This window comes from Paenibacillus cellulosilyticus (assembly GCF_003182255.1).
Classification (GTDB): domain Bacteria; phylum Bacillota; class Bacilli; order Paenibacillales; family Paenibacillaceae; genus Paenibacillus_T; species Paenibacillus_T cellulosilyticus.
In genome coordinates, this window is the sequence record NZ_QGTQ01000013.1 from 20,843 (window position 1) to 44,528 (window position 23,686).

The 23,686-nt window shown below is 49.9% G+C and carries 25 protein-coding genes and 1 other RNA gene; 9 read left to right on the plus strand and 17 right to left on the minus strand.

Annotated features, from left to right (window positions below; translation table 11 throughout):
* The first annotated feature begins 75 nt into the window (after positions 1–75).
* Positions 76–540 carry a M67 family metallopeptidase gene (locus DFQ01_RS16725; RefSeq protein WP_110045039.1) on the plus strand — a complete coding sequence of 155 codons (465 nt, stop codon included), beginning with the start codon at positions 76–78 and terminating at the stop codon, positions 538–540.
* Positions 541–589: 49 nt separating this feature from the next.
* Here the strand turns inward: DFQ01_RS16725 and DFQ01_RS16730 are convergent, their stop codons facing one another.
* From DFQ01_RS16730 to DFQ01_RS16740, 3 genes are read right to left on the minus strand one after another with little or no spacing between them, the layout of a single operon-like run.
* Positions 590–1,324, minus strand: coding sequence for an exonuclease domain-containing protein (locus DFQ01_RS16730; protein ID WP_110045040.1), 735 nt, complete (start codon positions 1,322–1,324; stop codon positions 590–592).
* Between the two features lie 17 nt (positions 1,325–1,341).
* Positions 1,342–2,415 (minus strand): DUF294 nucleotidyltransferase-like domain-containing protein, encoded by a 1,074-nt coding sequence (locus DFQ01_RS16735; RefSeq protein ID WP_110045041.1) that lies wholly within the window; start codon positions 2,413–2,415, stop codon positions 1,342–1,344.
* A 41-nt stretch (positions 2,416–2,456) separates the two neighbouring features.
* Positions 2,457–3,824 carry an ammonium transporter gene (locus DFQ01_RS16740; protein WP_425452416.1) on the minus strand — a complete coding sequence of 456 codons (1,368 nt, stop codon included), beginning with the start codon at positions 3,822–3,824 and terminating at the stop codon, positions 2,457–2,459.
* 295 nt (positions 3,825–4,119) lie between these two features.
* Here DFQ01_RS16740 and DFQ01_RS16745 point away from each other — a divergent pair, with 295 nt between their 5' ends.
* Together DFQ01_RS16745 and DFQ01_RS16750 are read left to right on the plus strand one after the other, a co-directional pair.
* The gene (locus DFQ01_RS16745) at positions 4,120–4,560 is read left to right on the plus strand and encodes a MerR family transcriptional regulator (protein ID WP_110045042.1); all 441 of its coding nucleotides are present in this window, start codon (positions 4,120–4,122) and stop codon (positions 4,558–4,560) included.
* 63 nt (positions 4,561–4,623) lie between these two features.
* Positions 4,624–5,310: a zinc metallopeptidase gene (locus DFQ01_RS16750; RefSeq protein WP_110045043.1), complete on the plus strand. Its 687-nt coding sequence runs from the start codon at positions 4,624–4,626 to the stop codon at positions 5,308–5,310.
* A gap of 410 nt (positions 5,311–5,720) precedes the next feature.
* Here DFQ01_RS16750 and gltC read toward each other — a convergent pair whose 3' ends face one another.
* Both gltC and DFQ01_RS16760 read right to left on the minus strand, forming a co-directional pair.
* Positions 5,721–6,635 (minus strand): glutamate biosynthesis transcriptional regulator GltC, encoded by a 915-nt coding sequence (gltC, locus tag DFQ01_RS16755; RefSeq protein ID WP_110045044.1) that lies wholly within the window; start codon positions 6,633–6,635, stop codon positions 5,721–5,723.
* Positions 6,636–6,696: 61 nt separating this feature from the next.
* Positions 6,697–7,311: a rhomboid family intramembrane serine protease gene (locus DFQ01_RS16760; protein WP_110045045.1), complete on the minus strand. Its 615-nt coding sequence runs from the start codon at positions 7,309–7,311 to the stop codon at positions 6,697–6,699.
* Between the two features lie 99 nt (positions 7,312–7,410).
* Between DFQ01_RS16760 and tpx the strand changes: the two genes are divergently transcribed.
* Positions 7,411–7,929 carry a thiol peroxidase gene (tpx, locus tag DFQ01_RS16765; RefSeq protein ID WP_110045046.1) on the plus strand — a complete coding sequence of 173 codons (519 nt, stop codon included), beginning with the start codon at positions 7,411–7,413 and terminating at the stop codon, positions 7,927–7,929.
* A gap of 79 nt (positions 7,930–8,008) precedes the next feature.
* Here tpx and DFQ01_RS16770 read toward each other — a convergent pair whose 3' ends face one another.
* The 6 genes from DFQ01_RS16770 to DFQ01_RS16795 all read right to left on the minus strand — a co-directional run bounded on the left by DFQ01_RS16770 (position 8,009) and on the right by DFQ01_RS16795 (position 14,388).
* Complete coding sequence (locus DFQ01_RS16770; RefSeq protein WP_110045047.1) at positions 8,009–8,404, minus strand: DUF1499 domain-containing protein; 396 nt, start codon at positions 8,402–8,404, stop codon at positions 8,009–8,011.
* A 127-nt stretch (positions 8,405–8,531) separates the two neighbouring features.
* A non-coding RNA gene (gene ssrS, locus DFQ01_RS16775) (6S RNA) lies at positions 8,532–8,718 on the minus strand.
* Positions 8,719–8,766: 48 nt separating this feature from the next.
* A complete protein-coding gene (locus tag DFQ01_RS16780) occupies positions 8,767–9,546 on the minus strand; it encodes a YesL family protein (protein ID WP_110045048.1) in 780 nt (259 codons plus the stop codon).
* Positions 9,547–9,702: 156 nt separating this feature from the next.
* Positions 9,703–11,307 carry a degradosome RNA helicase CshA gene (cshA, locus tag DFQ01_RS16785; protein WP_110045049.1) on the minus strand — a complete coding sequence of 535 codons (1,605 nt, stop codon included), beginning with the start codon at positions 11,305–11,307 and terminating at the stop codon, positions 9,703–9,705.
* A gap of 137 nt (positions 11,308–11,444) precedes the next feature.
* Positions 11,445–12,950 (minus strand): stalk domain-containing protein, encoded by a 1,506-nt coding sequence (locus DFQ01_RS16790; protein WP_110045050.1) that lies wholly within the window; start codon positions 12,948–12,950, stop codon positions 11,445–11,447.
* Between the two features lie 28 nt (positions 12,951–12,978).
* Positions 12,979–14,388, minus strand: a complete 1,410-nt coding sequence (locus DFQ01_RS16795; RefSeq protein WP_110045051.1) for an MBOAT family O-acyltransferase — start codon at positions 14,386–14,388, stop codon at positions 12,979–12,981.
* Between the two features lie 137 nt (positions 14,389–14,525).
* Here DFQ01_RS16795 and DFQ01_RS16800 point away from each other — a divergent pair, with 137 nt between their 5' ends.
* The 4 genes from DFQ01_RS16800 to DFQ01_RS16815 all read left to right on the plus strand — a co-directional run bounded on the left by DFQ01_RS16800 (position 14,526) and on the right by DFQ01_RS16815 (position 17,767).
* On the plus strand, positions 14,526–15,374 hold the full coding sequence (locus DFQ01_RS16800) for a YitT family protein (protein ID WP_110045052.1): 849 nt from the start codon (positions 14,526–14,528) through the stop codon (positions 15,372–15,374).
* A 136-nt stretch (positions 15,375–15,510) separates the two neighbouring features.
* On the plus strand, positions 15,511–15,705 hold the full coding sequence (locus DFQ01_RS16805; protein WP_110045053.1) for a hypothetical protein: 195 nt from the start codon (positions 15,511–15,513) through the stop codon (positions 15,703–15,705).
* Positions 15,706–15,948: 243 nt separating this feature from the next.
* Entirely contained in the window at positions 15,949–17,145 is a 1,197-nt protein-coding gene (locus DFQ01_RS16810; protein WP_110045054.1) for a putative glycoside hydrolase, read from the plus strand.
* Between the two features lie 172 nt (positions 17,146–17,317).
* Positions 17,318–17,767: a peroxiredoxin gene (locus DFQ01_RS16815; RefSeq protein WP_110045055.1), complete on the plus strand. Its 450-nt coding sequence runs from the start codon at positions 17,318–17,320 to the stop codon at positions 17,765–17,767.
* 88 nt (positions 17,768–17,855) lie between these two features.
* On the opposite strand, the gene pfkA is transcribed toward DFQ01_RS16815, so the two are convergent.
* The 3 genes from pfkA to DFQ01_RS16830 are packed head-to-tail and all read right to left on the minus strand — an operon-like array spanning position 17,856 to position 20,276.
* Positions 17,856–18,824 carry a 6-phosphofructokinase gene (gene pfkA, locus DFQ01_RS16820; RefSeq protein WP_110045056.1) on the minus strand — a complete coding sequence of 323 codons (969 nt, stop codon included), beginning with the start codon at positions 18,822–18,824 and terminating at the stop codon, positions 17,856–17,858.
* 21 nt (positions 18,825–18,845) lie between these two features.
* Positions 18,846–19,925, minus strand: coding sequence for a tetraprenyl-beta-curcumene synthase family protein (locus tag DFQ01_RS16825; RefSeq protein ID WP_245946756.1), 1,080 nt, complete (start codon positions 19,923–19,925; stop codon positions 18,846–18,848).
* Between the two features lie 33 nt (positions 19,926–19,958).
* On the minus strand, positions 19,959–20,276 hold the full coding sequence (locus DFQ01_RS16830; RefSeq protein WP_110045057.1) for a hypothetical protein: 318 nt from the start codon (positions 20,274–20,276) through the stop codon (positions 19,959–19,961).
* A 156-nt stretch (positions 20,277–20,432) separates the two neighbouring features.
* Between DFQ01_RS16830 and DFQ01_RS16835 the strand changes: the two genes are divergently transcribed.
* Positions 20,433–21,641, plus strand: a complete 1,209-nt coding sequence (locus DFQ01_RS16835; RefSeq protein ID WP_110045058.1) for an MFS transporter — start codon at positions 20,433–20,435, stop codon at positions 21,639–21,641.
* Between the two features lie 76 nt (positions 21,642–21,717).
* Here the strand turns inward: DFQ01_RS16835 and DFQ01_RS16840 are convergent, their stop codons facing one another.
* The 3 genes from DFQ01_RS16840 to DFQ01_RS16850 form a co-directional block, all read right to left on the minus strand.
* On the minus strand, positions 21,718–22,512 hold the full coding sequence (locus DFQ01_RS16840; protein WP_110045059.1) for an alpha/beta hydrolase: 795 nt from the start codon (positions 22,510–22,512) through the stop codon (positions 21,718–21,720).
* 166 nt (positions 22,513–22,678) lie between these two features.
* Positions 22,679–22,876, minus strand: coding sequence for a cold shock domain-containing protein (locus DFQ01_RS16845; RefSeq protein ID WP_110045060.1), 198 nt, complete (start codon positions 22,874–22,876; stop codon positions 22,679–22,681).
* A 75-nt stretch (positions 22,877–22,951) separates the two neighbouring features.
* On the minus strand, positions 22,952–23,659 hold the full coding sequence (locus DFQ01_RS16850; RefSeq protein WP_110045061.1) for a class I SAM-dependent methyltransferase: 708 nt from the start codon (positions 23,657–23,659) through the stop codon (positions 22,952–22,954).
* Between the last annotated feature and the right edge of the window lie 27 nt (positions 23,660–23,686).

Below are 23,686 nucleotides of genomic sequence, written 5' to 3' on the forward strand. Positions count from 1 at the left end.
AATCGATTATGCCGACATCTTCATAATTCGATATACTTAGGTTTAAGTGAGTACTAACTAGACTAGGAGTCCTTTATGACACAAGATGACGGTTCGTTAACCTATACCTTATCCGCTAACGCTTATACAGAGCTGCTGGCACGCTGCCGCTCCGAACTTCCGAATGAAGCCTGCGGTCTGCTCATCGGCAGCAATACCAATCACGCGATCATCGATGGGGTACTTCCCATCAAAAATGTTCATCCGAACCCGCGCAGCGCTTTCGCATTCGAGCCTGCCGCATGGATTTCGGCCATGTATCAACTTCAGGTCAACAAGCAGCACCTAGTCGGATACTACCACAGCCATCCGAGAAGCATACCTATTCCGTCCACCTCTGACTCAGCAGGATCGCCGCCTCAGGCAGGTGCGATTACGCTTATTGTGTCCTTCTTCACCCACGAACCAGTCATACGTGCGTACTGGAAACCTTCGGATGAGTGGCTGCCAGTTGAACTATGTATCGAACATGTACAACCAGACAACAAACAGGCAGACTGACTTTGGCAATTGTTCGCCGAAACCAGTCTGCCTGTCATTTTCAATCGACCTATCTACTCAAGTACGCATACAGATCACCGAGCGTAATAATATTCCGATCCTTCATCCGCCTCAAATATTGCACCCAGAGCTTAGCCGTCATGATCGAGTCATGGAGCGCATGATGCCGATTCTCGATCGGTATGCCTGCACTCATTAACAGCTCATCAAGTCCATATCCATCGCTTCGACGCGGCTCCAGCCACTTGGCTACCATCATCGTATCGATAACACGATGAGTGAGATGAACCTTCGATGTACGCCACAGCGCCGCGTTAAGAAACTGCTTGTCATGCCCAGACCCATGTGCAATCAGCATCCGTCTTCCGATGAATTCCATAAAGTCGTGCAGCGCTTGCATTAATTCCGGCGCTGACCCTGCCATTTCGTTCGTTATGCCTGTCAACTCCGTAATATGCAGCGGTATGCGACGCTTTGGATTAACGAGACTGTAGAAGGTGTTCTGCTCATCGATCTCTTCTCCTTGAACAGCTACGCCGCCAAACGAAATAATTTCATCATCATTATTCGGATAAAATCCCGTCGTCTCCAGATCGAATACAACGATCGGAAGCTCGCGGAGCGGCATATCTAACGTAGAATGATTGCGCTGATCCTTCGCCATAGAACGAATAAATGCCATTTGCTGTGCATTCGGAGAGCCGAACATGGAAGCGATAGCAGGCGTAATGCCGCCCATTTTGTACAAATGCCACATACGCCCGGCGCTCTTCTGATCCTTCATCGCACTTCCCCTCCGAATTACCTAAGCCTGACTGATGCCTGTTTGAAGACGCGACGCTGCAGCCTTTTGCCGATTCGAAGACCTCTCTTCAATTGTTCAATCGTGTCACGCGTTAACGTTCGGACTGCCAGCTTGCCGTTATTCGCATACATCCCCATTTCCTGCTTCTCCGTCGTCATTAGACGAAGCTGCAGGAACAACAGAAACGCTTCGCTGTACGATCTTGCATCCTCATCCGATAACACACCTGCTTTCTGCAGCGCTTTCATCCGCTCCAGCGTGGATGTATTTCGAATCTCCTGCTGAATCGCCATCAGCCGTATCGCATTCACCATCGGAATATAGGCTCCATATTTCATATCAATACTGCCTGTATCTTCACCGTAACGTTCCTTGAGCAGCTGGCCAAATATACCGACAAGCACCTTATGACGCATCGTATTCTCGAGCATTCGTCCAATGATAATCGGATGCTTCCCCATATTCGCGAAGAAATGGTCCTGCATTCGATCCAACAACAACGAATCTCCATACACACAACGTCCGTCTGCTACGATGAGCAAATAACGAACCGACTCCCAGGCCGGATGTTCGAACCATTCATCCAGCTGCTTGTTCCAGCTCGATAAGGACATACTCCAAGCGGGATTATCGCTAAGAACATTGCCCTCACAGCGAGGAAATCCAAGCCGCTCTAAGACAAGGACAACCTGTCTCGATAACTTTGCAAAATAATTACGATTCGCCTCTGCCTTCTCCACATCAGGCTCATCCTCATAGACGAGTCCGCTATCTTGATCACTGGACAGCGTCTGCTCGCATCTTCCTCCGCTGCCGAACAACAAATACGCATAAGGCACGGGGGGAAAACCCATCCCGACCCGTGCCATATGTGCTTCTGCGAGGCTTATCGCGCGTCTGATCATTGCATCGTAAGCCTCGTTCAGCTCCGTATAAAATTGATCGATCGGCAGTTCGGACCGCTTGCTCGCCATGCGATCGTTCGCATGATCCCGCAGGCTGCGAAGCAGCTCTGCATCGGCTGCTTCATTGATGGATCGCAGAAGCTGCAACCGCTGCGGATCGCTCATGCGCTGTCCTCTCCCCTCCGTCAATTTACGAACAGGAAGCATTATGCTTGAAGATTGTTATTTTGTGCTTTTTTCATTTGCTCTGGATAGCCATACGTACCATGCTCGCTCAAATCCAGACCAACGATTTCTTGCTCTTCCGTAACACGAAGACCCATGACAAGTTTCATCACACCAAGGATAATGAACGATGCGATAAGCACATACAAGCCGCACACAACTACCGATTCAAGCTGTACGCCGAATTGATGCCAGCTGCCTGTATCGAACAACCCACCTTGACCAACGCCAACCTTTGTTGCCAACTCATCCGTTGCGAACAAACCGTTCGCCAGCGTACCCCAGACACCTGCTGCACCATGAACCGACATTGCGTAGATTGGATCGTCAATACGCAATTTCTCGAACAGCTTCGCGCTGAAGAATACAAGCACACCTGCTACGAGACCAATGACGACTGCTGCCCAAGGATCAACGAATGCACAAGAAGCTGTAATGGCAACGAGACCTGCGAGTGCGCCGTTCAGCGTCGTCGAAATGTCTGCTTTACCTGTAATCGCCCACGAGATGAGCAATGCTGACACCGTACCTGCACCTGCACCAAGCATCGTGTTGAATGCAACGAAACCGAAGAAGCCATCGCCTACGCTCAATGCGCTGCCTGCGTTGAAACCGAACCAGCCAACCCACAGAAGAAGGACAGACAATGCGCTGAACACTTGGTTGTGACCGAGAATTTCGTTCGCGGAGCCATCTTTATTGTATTTGCCAATACGAGGTTTGAGCAAGATCGTAGCTGCCATTGCTGCAAGTGCACCTGTTAAGTGAACAACCGTCGAACCTGCGTAGTCTTGCGCACCATCTGCAGCGAGCCAGCCGCCGCCCCAGATCCAGTGTGCGATAACCGGATATACCACTGCTGTGAAGAAGATCGTGAACACGAGGTACACCGACAATTTCGCACGTTCGGCGAAGCCGCCCCATGCGATCGACAGCGAGATTGTTGCGAATGCCAATTGGAACAAGAAGAATGCCGTAACCGGGAAGCTATCGCCTTCTCCAGCTGACGTTACAGGACTATAGAAGAAATCGCCCCAACCGATGAATTTCCTCAAGCCTTCACTAATGTCAGCACCACCGTTGAAAATACCGTAACCGAAAGCCCAGTATATCAGGGTACATAAACCAATCGTGAAGATCGTCTTGCCGGCTACGTGACCTGCGTTTTTCATTCGAGTAGAACCCGTCTCGAGAAGTATAAATCCACCTTGCATGAGGAGGACGAGTACGAATGCGACGACGATCCACACCGAGTTCAGTCCCATGTTTAGCAAACTTGTCGACGGACCTTCATCTGCTGCGAAGGCCATTGCCGGGAACAGCATAAGTAAAGCTACTACTGAAAGCATCAACTTTTTGACCACAACAACCACTCCCTTAATGTCATATTACATAACATCTAACGAAAGACTTAATGTCATTATAGTTAGGATTATGTGGTTTGACAATACGTTTTTTCCAAAATACCTGACATAAGATAGCAGACGTTATTCTCGGACGATCGAATGTGAGGTTTTCATACATGTGAATAAGGAGTGACGAGATTGTTACAAATTCGTCAACATTAAAGCATGACGTTTGACTGTATGGTTCGTTACCTATTATCATGAATATAGAAGAATTGAAAGAAAGCAGGTGCGAACTGTGGCAGATCAATCACTGTACCGTATCGGCGAACTAGCCAAGAAGACGAATATCAGTCCACGAACAATCGACTACTACACTTCCATGGGACTAATTGAAGCTGCAAGCCGTTCAGACAAAAACTACAGACTATATAATGACGAAACGATTCGACGGCTCAAACGTATTGAACAAATGAAGCACGACAAATATTCGCTAGACGAAATCAAACGCACCTTAACCGATTGGGATCGCGTGTCGTCTGAAGAAGAGGTTTCTCATAAGCTAAGTGAGCTGCAGCATCAGCTTGCCAAGCTGGAACGTGAAGTGAAGGAGCTTGAGCCTGTCATTGAGCAGCTTAAGCCACGGCAAGCCAATCGTCTTTACACGAGACTGCTGCCGCAAACAGCGGCTTGTATCGAAGCCTTGATGCTGATTATGAACAAGAGCAACCTTATGTAATGAGCTAGCGAATTTGCGTGCAGACTACATTTAGCCAAATTCATACATGGAGGGGTTGCAGCTATGTTTTTTCATCCGATGGATTTCTTAATCCTGATCGCCTTCGTCATCTCAATTTGGGCTCAATTCCGTGTACGCGGCACCTTCAACCGATGGGCCGGAGTACCGGTCTCCAGTGGAATGACGGGGTATGACGCCGCTCGCCGTATGCTTGACGCCAATGGACTGCACAACATACCAATTGAAGCTGTACGCGGAACATTGTCTGACCATTACGATCCGATCCATCGTGTCGTTCGACTATCGGAATCGGTATACTTCGAACGTTCGATCTCAGCAATTTCTGTCGCGTGCCACGAGGTTGGCCATGCGATTCAACACCAGAAGCATTACCCCATGCTTGTGTTGCGGCATAAAATATTCCCTGTCGTCAATTCCGCCTCTGGGCTTGCGCCATTTTTGCTGTTAGCAGGTTTCCTGTTCCATGCGACAGGCCTGATCGGTGTAGGCATCATCTTCTTCTCGGTAGCCGTCGCGTTCCAGCTTGTCACGCTGCCAGTCGAATTCAACGCCAGCAATCGCGCGCGCGACATCATGGTCGCCGAAGGCTTCATTCGCAATGAGGAAGAGCGCGGCGTAGCCAAGGTACTCAATGCGGCGGCACTCACTTACGTCGCAGCGGCGCTTATCTCCTTGCTGGAGCTCATTAAATATATAATGATCTTCACTTCGTCCAATAACGACGATTAAAGAGTTTCTACCCACCTAAATCCTCCCTGCTAGGGAGGACCCCAGGGGACTCCCGGAAGGGGGCGGTGGCGTGACAGAGACGGGTGTGAGATGCTACGTGCTAGGTGTCGTATGCCCCTTTGGGCCATAACTTTCGTTCGAGATTATAAAAAAGAAGCGCTGCTGAGCAGCGCTTCTTTTTGTTTGCTTGTTTGTGAGATGTATCGTCCATAGGAGAATTAAGTGATGTAATTGTTGTATTTCAGTATCAAGACCTTTCAAAGCTGGATTTTAACATAAACTGGGGAAGCTACGCGCATAGATAAGACAAAACACGAGTCAGAAGAAACAAAAAAGCTGACATTGGACAATCCGCGTCAGCTTGATGTTAATATAATGTTAAGTTATTGGCAGATACCGTCCTGAATACCCTATTTCTCAAGCTTCTTGTCTTGAATTTCCTTCTGGAAATACTCGATTAAGAAGGTCCGGAATACATTGGCAACTTTCGGCAGCTTTTCATTCGACCGACGGATCAAACCGATCGTGCGCGTAACCGCTGGCGACTTCAGCTTCACCTTCGCCGGCTGCAGCGGCCCCGTCTGGCTGAGCGCCATATCAGGAAGCAAGCTGACGCCCATACCTGCCGCTACGAGACCACGGATCGTATCCGTTTCTTCTCCCTCAAAGCCAACCTTCGGCGTAAAGCCAGCCTCTAAGCACGCCTCCAGGACGATTGGACGCAGTGAGTACCCTTCACTGAACATAACGAATGTTTCATCCTTAAGCTGCGCCAGGTCAATCTCCTCACTGCCTGCAAGCGGATGGCTCGGCGGCAGAATAGCCAACAGCTGCTCTGTCAACAGCACCTCTCCGCATACCGATTGATGATCGTCCGGGAATGGTGAAATGAACGCCAGGTCAATGTCACCTTGCATCATATCCCTTAGCAAACTCGGGAACATCCCCTGCTTGAAGCGAAATTGCACCTTCGGATGCTGTTTGCGGAATGCGGCAACGACTTGCGGCACGAGCGACATGCCAAGGCTATGCGGGAAGCCCAGACGGATCTCTCCGCGTTCCGGGTCCATAAACTCATGAATTTCTACTACAGCCTTCTCTAGATCGTCCAGAATGACCTCTGCACGCTTCAAGAACAGCTGTCCAGCTGGTGTCAGCTGCAAGTTGCGGCCTTTCTGTAAGAACAGCTTGACCCCAAGCTCTTCTTCCAGTTGATGAATTTGTCGACTCACTGCCGACTGTGCGACGTGAAGCTCCTCTGCTGCCTGCGTAACATGCTCTTTCTTTGCTACTTTTACAAAATAATGTAACTGACGAAGTTCCATATTAAATCAATTTGCTCCCTCTCACTGATCGCTCGTATCCGCGTGCACATTCCTCATCCTATTAGCGGCGGCGCAGCTTCTTCCAAGTGAATAACCCGAACAGAATAAAGCCTGCAATCGCACCGCCAATATGGGCCGATGCATTCACATTCGTATTCATAAACGAATATAACAGTCCAATTGCAATAATACCGTACACCGTTTTGCGAGAAGCCTCATCAAGCAGATGCTTGCCGAAAATGGCAAAGAACAGAAAAGCTCCATCAATACCATAAATCGCACCCGATGCACCAACAGACAATATGTTCCCATGGTGCATGATCGCCGAGAACAGATTGCCAACAATACCTGCAACCATGTACAACAGGAAATACCGCACATGTCCTAACAATCGTTCCAGTGGCGGCGCGAAAATGAGCAGCGAGGTCATATTGAAGAAAAGATGCATGAAACTCGCATGCAGGAACATCGAAGTCACATAGCGCCACCATTCTGTCGTCACATACGGATCTGTTTCCATCTGCAGGAACCCATAGCGGAGTAAAATATCACTCTCATATGGGCCACCATCGAGTTCCACAATCCCGTACAGAACAAGGTTAATCGCAATGAGCGCAGCCGTGACAGGATACATACGCAGATAAGCGCGAAACGATTCATATCGAAAAAAGATCATGTACATTCCACCTTGGTATGAATTGGACAAGTCCAAATCAAAACGTATATAATAATGGATGTTAATCCACCAAAATCAATTAAGGAGGACGAATCCATTATGTCTCAAGCACGCAATGGTGCAGCCACTTTCAAAGGTAACCCGATCACGCTGATCGGACCAGAACTTAAAGTTGGAGATCAAGCTCCAGACTTCCAAATCAACAAGAACCTGCTCGAAAATGCATCGCTGAGCGACTTTGCCGGTAAAGTAAAACTGATTAGCGTTGTTCCTTCGATCGATACGGGCGTATGCGACGCGCAAACTCGCCGTTTCAACGAAGCAGCAAGCAACCTTGGCGACAATGTTGTCATTATTACGGTCAGTGTTGACCTTCCATTCGCGCAATCCCGCTGGTGCGGTGCAGCCGGCGTAGATCGCGTCGTACTGCTCTCCGATTACAAATCGCACAGCTTCGGCGATGCATACGGCGTATACATCCAAGAGCTCGGTCTCGACATGCGCTCCATCTTCGTTCTTGATGCCAACAACACGATCAAGTACGTGGAGTACCTGGGCGAAATGACAGAGCATCCGAACTACGAAGCAGCAATCGACGCTGTTAAAGCGCTCGCCTAATAACCCATCTCATAGACAAAGCGAGAGAAGGAGCTTCCTTCCTCGCTTTTTTTCATGTCCATTAATCTAATTCAAACCCTTATCTTTGAGCCGTCGTCTTATAGGCAGATAGCTTCTTGTCCAATACACGATATAGTTCGATGATCACGCGATAATTGGAGCCAAGATCGCCGAGCGAGCCGCGAGAAGCCGAGTAAATGTCGACAGCACTCGTCAACGGGTTAACACCAATGACCGACACTGTAATATCCATCGTACGCCCTGTAACAGTACGCTTCTCAAGAACGATCTCACCTACGGATGGCACTTCATGAATAACCCGAAAGCCTTGAATTTTCTTAAGCGTAGACAGAACTTCTTCCCAAGACTTATCTTTCGATAGTTTGTAATAATGGGATTTCAACAACGGATCCTTTGCCTTGTCCCCCGTTTGCTCATGACTGCGCAGTAGCCCCATCAAGGTCCGCTTCAACAACGAGATCTCCCCCTCCAACATCTATGAACGCTATTTCTTATCATAACACGTTTTAGCCGTTTCCGACAATTTTAACACACAATCAAACAAAAAATCCCGATCCGTTAGGATCGGGATTCATTTGCTGCTAGTACCCGCTAATGCCGTCCGACTCGCTTGTTTCTGAACCCGCTCTCGCAGGTGGGTGTCCGCAGAAGCATTTTTGAGGTCCTTCATAAAATGAAGGCGTGTCAGCCGCGCTTCGATTTAGGTCTCCCGTAAAACAGCCATTGGTTCAAAACAATTATGAACCGTAACGAACATCGCAGGATGTATTTGTATTATAGACGGATCGTAAGCAAATGTAAACGATTCAACCGAATCTATTTTTTGCCTGTGACGTGAACGAGATCATCTGAATCCACATCATCCTCGGAAGCCTCGTCATTCTTCTCCGCCGCCTCACGCTGTTTCTCCATCTGCGCTTGCATCTTCTGATAGATGAAGTTGAAGTTCCAGAAAGAGATGTAACCGATGATGCTTGCGGTGAAGAACGGGAACAAGAACGTAAAGCGCAAGCTGATGTAGAACACAACGCACGCCATAATAAGTGTACTAATAGAACGGAATGGTCGTCCGATCGAGATGAGCAGCGCATTCTTGATAAGCTGCATCGTCTTCATATGGTAATGTACCAACATGGAGAAGAAGTTAAACATCGATACGAGCAGGACGAACAGGAATCCGACGAACAAGTACGAGATAAGCTGCATGTTTGGCTGATTCCAATACACCTTGAAATCGACGAAAATAATCGTGTACAGCGCTGCATACAACAGGCCGCCCAGCATGCTTTGCTTGTAGTTCTCTTTATAGCCGCGGAAGAATGTCTTAAGCAGCGGAACGTCAACCTCGCCCATGACCCACTTGCGTGTCAGCGTGAACAGCGCAGCCGTTGCAGGGAATAGCGTGAACGGTGCCAGCACAGCCGCTACAATCAGCATCGATGTCTGCGTCGCCGCATCCGTCGTAACAAAGACAGCTGACAAGATCATAAACAAGAACGGGATCGAACAAATAGCCCACAGCACGTTTGTTACCGCAAGGCGCATAATCCATTCGGAGATTCGATAGAACCCACCCATGAGGCCTCTCATTTCCATAGACGTTTCCTCCAATTTTGCATCGGCTATTGTGTAGGTAAGCGGTGTCAATTCATTGCAACAAATAAGTCCTAGATGTCCAGTATAACAATATAAAGAAAATCCGGGAGGCGGCTGCGCCAGAAGCGCAGCCTAGACACCCGGATGAACCTTTTCTTACTTGTTTACGAAGTCATCCGAAGAAGAATACTTACGGCGCGACTCGCCGGAACGCTCGCTGCGTCCTTTGCCGCCTTCGCTATTGCTGCTGCTGCGGTTGCCGCCATAGCTGCGTCCGCCGCCGCCATAACCGCCGCGACCACCTTCACTGCGATTGCCGCCACGGTATCCGCCGCCGCCTTCGCCACGGTTAGAAGAGCTGCCACCGCTGCGGTTGCCGCCAAACGAGTTGCCCGTGTAACGACGACCGCTTGCGCGAACGTCTGGACGACGCTTCTTCGCACGAATCGGATCTTCAGGCGTCAATTCAATGTTAACGTCCTTCTTCTCGCCCGTCAGCAGCTTAATCGCTGCTGCCAGCAGGTTGACGGAGTCGTACTGCTCAAGCAGATGAATTGCGATGCCTTTGTATTCTTGCGTATCATCATTCTGAACATTCTCGATGAGACGCTCAGCCGTTACGCGTTGCTTGCCCTCGATCGCTTCCGCGATGCTTGGGAGCGGCTTGCGCGTAATTTTGTGGCGAGTAACTTTCTCGATAAAGTGCAGATGATCAATCTCGCGTGGTGTCACGAACGACCAAGCTGTACCCTCTTTACCAGCACGACCTGTACGGCCGATACGGTGAACGTAGCTCTCAGGGTCTTGTGGAAGGTCGAAGTTAATAACGTGTGTTACGCCCGATACGTCAAGACCACGAGCTGCAACGTCCGTTGCTACGAGAACGTCAATGCTTCCGTCGCGGAACTTGCGCATGACGTTATCGCGTTGGTTCTGTGAAAGGTCGCCATGGAGACCTTCTGCCGAATAGCCACGCTTCTGGAGCGCTTCGGAGAGCTCATCAACACGGCGCTTCGTACGACCGAAGATGATGGCAAGCTCTGGCGATTCCATATCGATCAGACGGCTAAGTGCTTCGAACTTCTGACGCTCATGCACTTCGATATATGCTTGATCGATCAGCGGAGCGCTGACTTGTTTCGGGATAACCGATACATGCTCTGGGTTGCTCAGGAATTGCTGAGCAAGACGTTGAATGTTCGGAGGCATCGTTGCCGAGAACAGCATCGTCTGGCGTTCTTCTGGTACCATGCTCAGGATGGAAGTAATGTCTTCCATGAAGCCCATATCGAGCATTTCGTCTGCTTCGTCCAGGACAACCGTTTGTACGTCAGCAAGCTTGATCGTCTTACGGTTGATATGGTCGAGCAAGCGGCCCGGCGTACCAATGATGATTTGCGGGTGTTTCTTAAGTGCACGGATTTGACGTCCGATCTCTTGGCCGCCGTAGATTGGCAGCGTGCGAAGACCCTTGTAACGCGTCAATTTTCCGATCTCTTCAGCTACTTGGATCGCAAGCTCACGAGTTGGCGTCATAATTAGTGCGACAATCCGATCTTCGCTTGTCGGGATTTTGTTAATCAGTGGGATACCGAATGCAGCTGTTTTCCCTGTGCCCGTTTGCGCTTGGCCGATCAGGTCGCTGCCCGTCAACGCAATTGGAATCGATTTGGACTGGATCGGGGTTGCTTCCTCGAATCCAAGCTCCGTAATGGCCTGAAGCACTTTAGGCTCCAGTCCGAATTCAGCAAATGTACTCAAACTTCTTCAAACTCCTTCTATCTTCAGCCTACTTAAAAATATCCAGTTCATTATAACACACCTTGAACGATGAATACCAGCAAACGAAGATTGGAAGGATTTGCGCCGAGGCCGTCGCGACGGCCTTTTTCAAGATGTCATTCGATGGAAAATGCAGTAACGGCGGGGCCTTTCACCGTCTTCTCAACATGCATACCCAAACATTCCGCTACAAAAATAAGTGGAATGTTCAACTTATTGTCAACTAATTGAGCAGGTGACGACGCTTCCATTTGCGTACCGTTCACTACTGCAACCGCTTTCCCGGTAGAAAGCGTCATTCGAATGCTGCCGCGTCTCATCGATACGGATTTCGAACCCGCATCCCAAGCCATCGTTGCTCCGATTGCCGCCGCTGCTTCTTTGGCAGGAACAAGCACCTCGCCTTCCCCTGCGGATACCCGATTCGAGAAGCTCACTTCGCTTCCATCGATCGTGATCGGATAAGCAGCAACTGTATTATTCTTCTCGTCGATCACGAGCGAGTCGACCTGTTCCTTCAACATTGCATTGAGCGTATCCACATTATCAGACGTTACTCGATAAGCCGCGTCGTCTCGTCCAATCGCCTCGGCAATCGCAGTATTAAGGGCCTCCGTATGATGAGACAAATCTTTGTATCGGTCCAAATCGAACGTCCAGCGGCTCTCCGCTTGAAAATCATAGAGCCGCGTGTTCGCGAATGTTTGCAGTTGCTCGAACATCCATTTGCGCATAATCAGCTGATTTTCATATCGAACCGGATTCGTCTGCTGCCACACCGCCTGCCGCAAGATCGAGTAAGGCGGATAATAGAAAGTAAACTTGACTTCCGGATGGGCTTGTACGAGCGCTAATACGTAGGTGTTGAAGGTTTGCTGTACGCTCGATAGCGGATCCTCATTTGCACCAAAATAGTACTCCGACTGCTGAGCATTCCGATAGTCGTTCATGACCAGCTTGCTGCTGAATTTGACAGCGTTATTCCAGTTGTCGAGCTTCTCCAGGCTCTGATCCCCGTGGCGCATCGCCTTCTTCGTCCATCCTTCCACGAGCTGCTCATAAGGTGTGATGCTGAACCAATAGGAATAATCATTCCACCAATTATCGTCGTACAAATAAGACGGAAACGCTTCGCCTTCCTCATCGGGCTGCCGCAGGGCAAAATAGTCAATTCCCCACAGCACCTGCTTCACTTTGCCGGTGGATAACGCAAGCTTCGCCGTCTCGTACTGCTCTGGCATTAATGAGCCGCGAAGCGACAGCTTCATGACTTGCCCGCCCAGCTCCTTGCCGACAACAGAAGGCAGGAAATTCTCCGTCATCGAGGTACCCAGAATGATCGTATCGTAGTCATAGTTGCGGGCAAGTCCAGCGTTCTGATACCGCTCTTCAGTGGAGAATACCGGATTAAACCACGCTTTATGATAATGCTGCAGCGGATCTATTGCCCACGATAGCCATATAGCTAAGCCTGCGAAACCGATAGCGAACGTTCCAGACAGCAGGACCATCTGCTTCGCCGTACGTCTTCGTTTGGGCAACGGACGTTGTACCGTTACAGTTGGCATTGTTGCTGCTGATATAGATGCCGTTTGTAGATCCCGCGGCGAAGATTGAGTCATATTCGGAATACCTCCATATACGCAAGCATTAGAAGTTGAAATAAAGGAAGGTACTGATCTGATTAAAGTACAGCAGCGAATAGATGAATATAAACCCGATCAGAGCAGCTGCCTGCCAGCTGGGACGGAAGCTCAATTCCCGCTCCCCGCTGTTGCGCAGCAGCAGGACACATGGCAATAGAACCATTATCAACAATATCGGAAAGGCGACAAGCTCCAAACGATAGGACGTCAACGCAATGCCGGACAAGCCCAGCATCCCGCGGATGATTCGAATGGCTTCCGTCCACGAGTCTGCACGGAAGAAGATCCAAGCGAAGTTGACGAACTGGAACGTAATGAACCAAGAGAGCCACTTCGGCATGCCCGACCCATAACGCGACCATAGCCGCTGAACGATCTGAGCGCCTCCATGCAGGAAGCCCCAGAACAAGAACGTCCATCCCGCTCCATGCCATAAACCGCCCAGCAGGAACGTAATCATCAGGTTCATCAGCATTCGGATTTCGCCCTTCCGATTGCCGCCGAGTGGAATGTAAATATATTCCCTCAAGAACCGGCTCAGCGTCATATGCCAGCGACGCCAGAAGTCTTGAATATTGAGTGCCTTGTAGGGCGAATTAAAGTTCTGAGGCAGTCGAATGTTGAAAATGAGCGCAAGTCCAATAGCCATATCGGTATAGCCGCTAAAGTCAAAATACAGCTGGAACGTATAGGCAAGCGAAGCGGTCCAGCTCTCAACGAACTGCGTTGCTGTCGCGAACCCGTCGTTCGCATATCCCGCGAGCGTATCGGCCACGACAACCTTTTTGAACAAACCAAGCACGAATAGGTAAAGCCCAGACGCGGCATTGCGCCAATTCCACAGCTTGCTGCGAAGACGATCGAACTGAGGCATCATCTCGCTGTGATGTAGAATCGGACCCGCTATAAGATGTGGGAAGAATGTAACGAACAAGATGTACTGAATCAAATTCGCTTCGCGTGCTTTCTCCTTATAAACGTCTACAAGGTACGCGATTTGGGTGAAGGTAAAAAAGCTAATGCCCAGCGGAAGCGTAATGTGGAGTAATGAGATATGTGCCCCTGTTGCGTCGGCGAAGTTCTGAAGGAAGAAGTCGGCGTACTTATAGTAAGCCAGTAACAGAAGATTGATAGCTAGGCCTGCAGTAAGAACCGCTAGCCTGCGCGTGCCTGCTATGCGAACGGTATCATCGGCGCTGCGAGCCCCGAGCAGGCGTCCAATCGTATAGTTAAAGGCGATCGATGCGATAATAAGCGGTACATAGCGGTAATCCCAGTAACCATAGAAGAAGATGGACGCTGCTGCCAGCCAGCACTTTGCGGCGATTGTTAAGCGCAGCCTGCCCAGTACGAAATAGACGATCGCCGTAATCGGCAAAAATACGAAAATAAACGAATACGTATTGAACAACATCTTGTTGCCCCTCCATCGCCTGTTTGGTAACAGCCTTTAAAGCATTCGACAAGAAAAGAACTAAATCCTGTTCATCTGCTGACGCTCGACAGTAAATTTATTCTACAATCTGTTGCACGGAAGGAGCTGACTATCTCATGCCTTTCAATGCGCGAAATGCTGCAAGACAGCTTCCGAGCATTCTGCTGACACTTGTCAGCGCTACTCTCGTTGCGATCGGCTTCAATCTTCTGCTCATTCCGCATCAACTGCTCAGCGGAGGTATCTCCGGTATCTCGATGATGATCGGCTATATATTCGGCGGCAACATTAGCTGGCTGTACTTCGTCCTTAACCTGCCTGTTCTGATCTGGGGGTGGATGATACTCGGACGGCGCTTTGTTCTGCTCAGCATGCTGTCGGTTATCGGCACTACGATCGCTCTTCAATTCGTTCCCGTGAAACAGCTCGCCGATGACATTGTGTTAGCATCCGTATTCGGCGGACTCACCGTTGGCTTCGGAAGCGGACTTGCGCTCCGTTATGGAGGTTCAACTGGCGGCTTTGATATTATAGCGTCCATCGTGTCCCGTAAACGAGATCTGCCGATTGGCATGATCATCTTCGTCTTGAACGGGGGCGTGATTGCTGCGCTTGCGATTTTCACGGGCGATCCGGATATTGCACTCTACTCGCTGATCTCGATTTTTACAGCGGGCAAGGTCGTCGATCTCATTCATGTCCGGCACATTAAAATCACCGCGTTCATCGTCACGAAGGAAAGCGATCGTATTCTGACCAAAATGTTGGAGCATAAGCGCGGCATCACCATCATCCGTACCCGAGGTGCCTTCACCGCCAATGAACAGGACATGCTTATGACCGTTACAACGCGGTATGAGCTTTCCGAGCTTCGCAAAACCGTCTTATCCATTGACCCGAAAGCGTTCGTTAACATTGTCGAAACGGTAGGCGTCATCGGACAGTTTCATAAACCGCTTCCATAATACGGGCATGAATGGATTTTCATGGAATCGACTATCCATTTACATTCCACACTGCTATAATAAAGCTATCCCGTAGTTTTTTGCGTTTCTAGCCTGATGTTTTGCCCTGAACATGATAATGAAAGGGTGATGCCAGATGGATATGGAAACAGTCAAATTGTCGAGGATAGTGGAAAAGCTGGCACCTGAACTCGAACCTTTCCTTACAGAACGAGAACGTCAACTGAACATCGTGCTGCGGGATGGTCTGGGTGTGTTAGAACCGGAAGATGCAATGGAGATTGTGCAGCTGAGCATTTGTGAACAGCAAAGAGACACAAGTCTGCATTGATGGATGAAGGATTGCAATTGCAAGCAAGAAGCGGTGATCCGCTTCCTACAGCCTGTCGCCTAATCGGCGGCGGGCTTTTCTTCTTTATACGCCTTGCGTAACGTGTGTAATAACACAATCTTCCTCTCACGACGTCTATCTTCAATTTTCATTAATTTTCATCAAAAATCGATCTTTAGATGTCTGTTGCTCGTCCTCTTTCTGCTTTATAATCAGATAGATTACATACGGGGAGAGAACACAATGGACATCTTGCTCACAGTTTTACTCTTATTTAACCACCTGTTAACGGGTACTAACGAACAAAGTACTGCCGCTAACACCGTCGTCAAAGCCGTCACCCTGGCGAATTCTGGCGGACAGACGACAACCCCTACTACCACCGCTGATGATAGCGGAGACCAGGCCAACCCGTCGTCCAATGTGTTCGTAAAAAAAGATCCTCAGCCTGATGCGCCGAAAGTGAAGGGCATCTATGTAACCGCTCACAGCGCGGGGGGCGCACGTATGACCAAGCTGCTAGATTTGCTGGATCGCACCGAATTGAACAGCATGGTTATCGACATCAAGGATGACAATGGGTACATTACATACCCGACCGACAATCAAGAGCTGCTGAAGCTCGGAACGTCGCAGAAGTACATCAAGGACATCTCTGCAACGATGCAGCTGCTGGAGAAGCACCAAGTTTATCCGATCGCGCGTATCGTTGTGTTCAAGGACACTGTACTTGCCCGCAATCATCCTGAGTTGTCCTATCGCAAGTCGGACGGAACGGTATGGGAGAATGGCAAGGGCGACAGCTTCGTCAACCCGTATCGCCGTGAGGTGTGGGAGTATAACGTTGCGATTGCCAAGGAAGCCGCGAAGCTGGGCTTCAAAGAAATCCAGTTCGACTATGTACGATTCCCGGAAGGCTTCGAGAAGAAGGAAGCGTCTCTGACGTTCGATAAAACCGATGAGAAACGTACCGACGTCATCGCCGACTTCGTCCAATACGCACGCGAGCAGCTCGAGCCGCTTGGTGTCCGCGTCTCGGTTGATATTTTTGGCTATGCAGCATCTGTTCCAGCCGCAGAGGGCATCGGCCAAGACTTCGTCAAGATTTCGAAGCAGGTCAACGTTATCAGCCCGATGGTTTATCCGAGCCATTACAGCACCGGTTGGTTCAAAGTGAAGGAACCCGATACGAATCCATATGCCGTAATCAAAGGCGCGATGGAAGATACGCATAAGAAGCTGCAGCCGCTCGGCTCGTATACCCCAGCTATCCGGCCATGGATTCAAGATTTCACGGCAAGCTGGCTTGGCAAAGGGCATTACATCAAGTACGGCAAAGCGGAAGTTGATGCGCAGCTGAAGGCGCTCAAGGATACGAACATCGATGAATATTTGCTCTGGAATGCGAATAACAACTATACCGGAGATGCGAATTTCTAAGCTAGACTAGTACCGCTATCATATCTTTATTACGAAGGCCCGTGGAGCATTAGGCAATCTGCCTGTGATCCACGGGCTTTATTATTACAGCGACATTCATTTTCATTTGTTTCCTCGAATTAAATAGTATACAATACAATTGTATACAATAAAGATAAGGAGGAGTATGAGCATGCTGTCAGTTGGTACAAAAGCCCCCCTATTCGAAGCGGAGAGCACCCAGGGCACGATTAACCTCGCACACTATGTTGGCAAACAGCCGATCGTACTGATCTTCTACCCGATGGACGAAACACCAGGCTGCACGAAGCAGCTGTGCGCGGTACGCGACTCGCGTGCGCTCTACGCACGTCATAATGCCGTAGTTCTTGGCGTCAATCCCGGAACACTCGAAGGCCACCGTCAATTCGCAGAGAAGCATAACTATGACTTCCCGCTCGTCGTTGACAATGGCGGAGAAATCCGCAAGTCGTATGACGTTGGCAAATTCCTCGGTCTCATCGCGCAGCAGCGCGTCGTCTTCATTATCGATCAGGAAGGCAAGATCGTCTTCGCAGAGAAGGGTCTTCGTCCGACCGAAGAAATTCTAGGCGTACTCCAATCGCTATCAACCAAAGCCTAAACATACAGAAAGAGCCTTATGTCTGCTTATCGTCCCTCGGGACAATTGGCCGTACATAAGGCTCTCTATGTTTATGTTGCGTATTCGCTTATTGCGACAGGCGGAGCGCCAGTTCGTACAGATCCATGTTGAACGATTTCTTCGTGCTTACAACCAAATCGATATCCGTAGCGACAAGTTCGCCTTTGATAATACCGCACGACTTAGCCGAGTCGCCCTCGATCAGCTTACGAACCGCGAAGTCGCCCAAGCGGCTTGCGAGAATCCGGTCATTATGCGTCGGTGTGCCACCACGCTGAATGTGGCCAAGCACCGTAACGCGTGGCTCGATGCCATTGCTCTTCGTAATCGCTTCTGCAATATCATCGCCCTTCGCTGCACCCTCTGCAACGACGATAATACTGTGACGCTTGCCTGCGCGGAAGTTGTCCGCCATCCGATTCGATACTTCCGTCAGATCAAATGGTACCTCTGGTACGAGAATCGTCTCAGCGCCACTTGCAAGACCCGCGTACAACGCGATATCGCCACAATGGCGGCCCATAACTTCTACGATCGACGAACGCTCGTGCGACGTCATCGTATCGCGAAGCTTGTTGATTGCGTCAACTACGATGCTGACAGCCGTATCGAAGCCGATCGTGAAGTCCGTGAACGGAATATCGTTGTCGATCGTTCCCGGCAGACCCATCGTTTTGATACCGAGCTTACTCAGTTTATTCGCACCTTGGTACGAGCCGTCGCCGCCGATAACGACGAGACCGTCGATACCGCGCTCACGCAAAATTTCTGCTCCGCGCTGTTGGCCTTCCGCTGTCATGAACTCTTTGCAGCGAGCCGTCTGCAGCACCGTACCTCCGCGTTGAATAATATCGCCCACGCTGCGCAGATCCATTGGACGCAGGTCATTGTTCAGCAGGCCTTGGTAACCGCGCTGAACGCCATATACATCGATTCCATGGAAGATTGCGCTACGGACTACTGCACGCACTGCGGCGTTCATCCCTTGCGAATCGCCTCCACTCGTAAGGACGGCAATCGATTTAACAGCTGACATATTCGTCTCCCCCTATCACTCTTATGCTTGTCTTGTTCTAATCCATATACTATTCATATAAAAAAACAATCGGGTCCATGGACTGTTCCGCATTAGCCTACGCGCAACAAGTCGCACATCCCGTTGGTTTCTAACCTTCGGATCGGACAAGTACAGTGCCAGCAGCCCTTCAATAATGAGGCGATGAAAGCTGGCATCCGGCAGCTGCCCTACATCCTCTCGTGCGCGTTCCACGATGAGGCCAATACGGGACAACAGCGTCTCCTGGTCCGGATAATACGTACAGAAATTCAGGTCGCCGCCATGTCGGTCTTCTTCTTGATCGATCAAGTAATCGAGCATAATGTGAAGGCCGCATACATGCGGAAAATAACAATTGCGAATGAGCAGCGCATCCTCCGGCTTCAAATCTTCCATCGAAGCAGCGAGGAACAGCATGAACATTCCAAGCGTAGACCCTGTTGCAGCCGCGAATTCATTCCATTGCAGATGCGGACTAAGCGTTCCGTTCCGATCCCGCCAAGCGACAAGCTCAAACTCTCGGAGATCGATCCGAATATGCTTGTAGACTTGCAAGTCTGCATACAATCCGACGAGCTCCGTTACATAAGGCTGTACACTTGGATAGGAAGGCAGCTGTTTAATTGCCTGCTGGCATGTTCGAACAAGCGCTTGCAAATAGCCACCATCTTCGCGCTCTGCTCGATTGGCATAATAATCACGAATAGGCTCACTTGGGTCTATCGCATCCAACATGGATTGATGCAGCAGTCGAAAATCATCTGGATCAAGCGACGTGCTTCGATCGCACAAGTTGTCCAAATAATCGCTGATCGTCTGCAGTGCTACAATTAACGGAATCAGAATCGGCCGATAAGCAGCGTTAGCAGCAGCATAGATCGCACCGCCCTCGCAGTGGAACTGCTTGGTTGCAATACTGGCAACCGCCTGCTCCCGCAGCTCTCGATCAGGTATCGATGCCGCATGCTGCTTCCAGCCTGCGAGCTCTTTACGAACGTCAGGCAGTACATATTTGTACACCTGATACATCATACGAAGCGCACCGCCCGGCTTGGCAGCACGTTTGCGTGTAGCCGGCATGTCCTTGCTTGGCGCCCCCTTTATGTCGATCCGTCAGGAATGACGCCGCGATTCAATCTCTTGATTGATGCGGTACCAAATATGTAAATCGTTAATCCGGCTGGCGAGCTCGGCAATATCGTAATTAAGCGAACAGCTGACTTCGAAATCGTCTTCTTCGTACAGCTGGGCTTGCCGGGTTTGAATTTGCTGCTCAAGTGCGATAATCCGGTCTGGAATCGTGCCTCGTATCGTCTCCCATTGTTCGACGATGTGTACACGCTCCGACTCGGCGTAATCATCCCAGTCGTGGTCGAGAACCGGCAGCGAGATGCCTAAGCGATTATTCCATACAAATCGATATTTCTCCATCTCCTGCAATCCTCCGCCCTCAATTTTATCATTTTGAAAGACATAAATCTAGCCTTGCACCTTTCAACCCTATTCCCCCGTCGGCTTCATGCTGTGGTATACTGATGGACGAACAGAAGACCCTACATGCAGACTCCGAGGAGTGAGCTTTTCAACATGTCATTCACATCGTCACCACCGTCATCGCCGCAGCGAGTCGTAATCCGACCCCGCTCAGCAGCAAAGGAAACGACCGCTCTCCGGTCCTTCACATTCGCTGCCTATTCGACGCAAGCACTTATCACCTCTTATTTCCCGCTCTACTTTCTTGACCATGGATTCTCCAGCCAACAGATTGGCGTCATTTATTCGACTGGCCCATTCATTTCGATCTTCGCCAATCTATTAATGGGCATAGCCAGCGATAAATATCGTACGATCAAGAAGCTGCTTCATATATTGGTATTCGGACAGCTGGTCATGATTTCGCTGCTCTTCCCGATCAACACCTTTGCGCTCACGTGTCTGGTCATGATCTGCTTTTATTTCTTCCAGACGCCTATTAACCCGCTAACCGACAGCCTGTCTCTGCTATCCAGCACCTACACAGGTACACCTTATGCGTTGATACGCATCTTTGGTTCGCTAGGCTTTGCCGTATCTGCCTATCTATTCGGATTAATATTAAGGCATACCGGCTCTGAATATACGCTTCCATTAACAATAGCAACCGTCAGCATCACGCTGCTGCTTACGTTTCTACTGCGAGATTATCAAGGCTCGATGCGTAAAATGGAGTTTTCCGGTTTCCTCAAGCTGCTGCGGAAGCCAAACGTCGTCGCTTTCTTCACAATACTGCTCGTGATCTCGACGGCTCATCGAATGTATGATGGATTTCTAGCCGTTACGCTGCGCCAGATGGGCGCGTCGGATTCACTCGTGGGCCTTGGCTGGATGTTCTCGGCCTTCAGCGAAATACCGGTTTTCTTCCTGCTCGGCAAGTACGGACATAAGTTCAAAGAGCTGCCTCTGCTATTTATAGCGAGCCTGCTCTACGGCGTACGGCTGCTGCTCATTGCCGAGCTGTCCGAGCCTTGGATGGTCGTCGCTACACAACTTATGCACAGCATTACGTTCGGCATCTTCTTCTCTACTGCGCTGCGATACATTACGCAAATGATCCCAGATGAGTACCGTTCCTCCGGGCAGGCCGTATTCGCTATCGTATGGAATGGCGTATCCGGCGTACTGAGCGGTTTGTTCGGCGGCATCATCTATGAAATGTTCGGACGCGAGACGTTCTATATAATCGCAGCTGGCCTTGCGGGCCTTGCTGCACTTGGATTTATCTCGAAACATTACGTCGAGACCCGAAATTCCGTTTAAGCGCATGACAAAGGGTAGTTTCCAGATCGCTACGAGCGACTTGAAAACTACCCTTTTTATTGTTTATAGATGATAGCTAGAACCCTTGCTTAATCAGCCATTCGCCACAAAGCGGCATCCATGTGCGCGCCGAAGGTTCCCACTCTGCCAATCCCATGCCATGGCCGTGACGCTCATACACATGAAGCTCAAACGGTACTTTGTTGCGGCGCAGCGCCGTCGCGAACAGCAGAGCGTTCTCAACTGGTACCAGGTCATCCTCCATCGTGTGCCAGATAAACGTAGGCGGCGTCTGCGGCGTTACTTGCAGCTCGTTAGACATAAGATCAATGTCCGCTTGCGAAGGGTTCTCGCCTAGCAGGTTACGGCGCGAACCATCATGTCGGAATTCGCCCATGGAGATAACCGGATAGCAGACAATTGCGGCATCCGGACGGCAGGACATCCGATCAATCGGATCATTCGCATCGGCTTGACCATGGTCAAAATGCGTTGCTGCCGACGATGCGAGGTGTCCGCCCGCTGAGAAGCCGAGAATGCCGATATGCTCTGGATCGATGTTCCACTCTTGCGCACGCAAGCGAACGAGACGAATGGCACGCTGCACGTCGGTGAGCGGCACAGGGTGACTGTATGGTGCAAAACGGTAACGAAGCACAAACGCGGAGAACCCAAGCTCATTAAGACGCTTCGCGATAGGTTCACCTTCATGATCAGCTAGAAATTCATAGCCACCACCCGGGCATACAATGACAGCCCCTCGCGGACGGTCGGATTCAACCAAATAAGAAGTCAATGTCGGCTGATCGCTGTCCTCGTTGCCCTTCGCAAACGGCGCGCCTTCAGGCCATAAATAAATCGTATTGCTCATCGGATATGTACAACTCCTTCATGTGCTAATAATGCTAGTGTACACCTGCTTGTTTGGCTGGTCAAAAGCATGAATTCAGCTGAGTAGAAATTCATCAAAAAAAGCCCCCTGCATGGCAGGGAGCTTCTTGTTCGTGCTAGGGCATCTATTATAAGAAGCTTTGATCTTATAATTTAATGACGTTAGCTGCTTGTGGACCGCGGTTACCGTCGGTGATGTCGAATTCTACTGCTTGGCCTTCGTCGAGGGTTTTGAAACCGTCGCCCGTGATAGCGGAGAAGTGAACGAATACGTCTTCACCGTTCTCAACTTGGATGAAGCCATAGCCTTTTTCTGCGTTAAACCACTTAACTGTTCCTTTCAATTGAACAACCTCCTAAACTTAATCGCCGTATACGACGAATAACCCCATTATACATGTACCGATGGTAAATTGCAATTAAACATTAACGACCAACATTTTGGAGGATTTCGGGATAAATGGAAGCAGCGAATCCTCAATAGATGGGACAGCTCCAGTGTTGCAAATGGCAGCGAGCAATCTGTTCATATGGGGGTATGGCTCCCACCGAAGAGACAGCAGCGGATAGATGCGAACCTGGCCGCCAGGGCGGCATATCCGAATCATATCAAGCACAGCGCGCTCGTGAAAATCAGCATCGAATTGATCGGCATATAGGAATAAAAAATGACTGCACAATACCAAATCAAACGATCGATCTGCAAAAGGAAGCGCTGGAAGCGATCCCGCAATGTAACGCTGCTTCGCATCCGGTGCCGAGTAGTCCGCAGCGAAACGATGGAACGATTCCAATCGGCCGGTACGATGTTGATCGATACCGCCATAATAGCTCCAGTCGAAGCGATGAGCGAGCGACCGCAGCTTCTCCGTTGACGTCTCGATTTCCTCTCTTGCATCCGCCAGGACAATCTCAGGGTCATAAGCATACCGTGGGTCAACCGCTTGTGCATAAATCCCTCTGCCGCTGCAATCCGCCGTGAATGACGAAGCGCCGCCAGCAATGTCGAGAACATGCTTGCCTTCCAATTGATCGGGCAAGTCGAACATTCTCTGGTACTCTTCATAGCCTCTGCATGTAGCGGCTACCCCTGCTTGCTCATACACATCTTGTCGATTCATACTCATCTCTTCTCGTCTCCTCTATCTTCATCT